The organism is Microcoleus sp. BM001215392, assembly GCF_036700185.1.
Taxonomy (GTDB): Bacteria; Cyanobacteriota; Cyanobacteriia; order Cyanobacteriales; family Microcoleaceae; genus Microcoleus.
This window is the reverse complement of record NZ_JAUBOJ010000057.1, coordinates 23,598-25,441: the sequence shown is the minus strand read 5'-3', so window position 1 is coordinate 25,441 and position 1,844 is coordinate 23,598. Positions and strand designations below refer to the sequence as shown.

Annotated in this window: 1 protein-coding gene and 1 pseudogene; one reads left to right on the top strand and one right to left on the bottom strand. The window is 49.0% G+C overall.

The genetic code is table 11. The features are described 5' to 3' along the window. On the top strand, positions 1-247 hold a 247-nt coding region (locus QT974_RS09365), incomplete at its 5' end, for a hypothetical protein (RefSeq protein ID WP_333468231.1). Between the two features lie 28 nt (positions 248-275). Here the strand turns inward: QT974_RS09365 and QT974_RS09360 are convergent. Next, positions 276-1,844, bottom strand: a pseudogene (locus tag QT974_RS09360) (hypothetical protein); the annotation flags it as partial.

Sequence of the window (1,844 nt, the reverse complement as noted above, 5' to 3'; positions counted from 1 at the left end):
CTCTTCAGTCCTCTTTGAGAGGACTTTCGCTATGAGACAGGGGTTTAAACCCCTGGCGGAATCGGCAACTAACCAACTAGCCCCGACTGCGCGGACTAACCAACGGACTAACCAATCAAATGCGATCGCCCATCCACAAAACTCGATCGCCCATCCACAAAAAACCCGATCGCCCATCCACCAAAAAACCCGATCGCGGAACCCCAGAAACCGGGTTTTTTCCGAAATACTTCCCTACAACCCATAGATGCGGACAAAAACCTCGCTGTCAACTGTCAACTGTCAACTGTCAACTGTTTAACTCCCTCCAATCGCAGGAAATGCACCCGGCCCGATTGATCGCCCGCTACAACTGTCACTCCATCAGGGGCGATCGCACAGCAATTAAACTCAGCATCTCCGCTGAAACTAGCAACCTCTTTGCCACTAAGCAAATCCCAGATTTTCAGGGTTTTATCCGATGAACCGGAAACCGCTATGAGGCCGTTAGGGGCGATCGCAACGGATGTTACCCCGCTAGTATGACCGGCAAGAGTTCCGCTTCTGGGAATAAAAATCCCACTTTCTATGTCCCAGACTTTCAGTGTGCCATCAGATGAAGCCGAAATCGCTATGAGGCCGTCTGGTGGAATCGCTACTGCTGTTACCGAGTGAGTATGACCAATGAGAGTTCTGAGTTCATTGCCGGTGTTTATGTCCCAGATTTTGAGGGTATCATCCGATGAAGCCGAAATCACTGTCTTGCCGTCTGGTGCGATCGCCACTGCTGTCACAGCACCAGTATGACCGGTAAGAGTTTTCAGTACCTTCTCACTGTCTATGTCCCAGACTTTTAAGATTTTATTATTTAAAGCCGAAACTGCTGTCTTGCCGTCGGGTGCGATCGCGACTGCATTTACCTGAGCCTGATAATAGAAAGTCTTAAGGGAGATCCCGGTGTCAATCTGCCAGACCGTTAGGGTGCGATTCTCTAATCCCGAAACCGCAATTTTACCAGATGGTGAAATCTCGACTGTATTTACAAAGCCAGTATCATCGTCGAGAGTTCTGAGCGATTTGCCACTATCGATATCCCAAACTGTTAGGCAATTTGAAGCGGAAATCGCTGTTAGACCGTCGGGTGCGATCGCGACTGCTTTTACTCGATCATCATCACAAGTAACAGTTCTGAGTTGACCTTCGGTACAAATGTCCCAGATTCTTAGGGTGTTATCAGATGAAGCTGAAATCGCTATTTTGCCAGACGGTGCGATCGCCACTGCGTTTACCCAGCCACTATGACCATTGAGAGTTTTGATCCGGGTTCCCTTAGATATGTTCCAAACTGTTAGGGTGTTATCCTCAGCCGAAACTACCGTCTTGCCATCGGGTGCGATCTCCACTGCACTTGTCTCCCAAGTATCACAAATGAGAGTTCTGATTTTTGCGCCACTGTCAATGTGCCAGACTTCTAGGCGATTCTGTGAACGGAAAATCACTGTTTTGCCAGACGGTGCGATCGCCATTGCTGTTCCGAACTTAGTAAGATCGGTGAGAGTTCTGAGGGTTCTGCCACTGCGGATGTCCCAAATTTTCAGGGTGTTATCGTCTGAAGCCGAAATCACGGTTTTGCCATTCGGTGCGATCGCCACTGCATTTACCTCGTTAGTAAGATCGGTGAGAACTCTGACGGTTTTGCCACTGCGGATATCCCAGATTCTCAAGGTATGCTCCGAAGCTGAAATCGCGGTTTTGCTATCCGGTGCGATCACCACTGCTGTTACTGAGCTAGTATGACCAATGAGAGTTCTCAGTTCCCTGCCACTGTCAATGTCCCAGATTTTCAGGGTGTTATCGTCTGAACC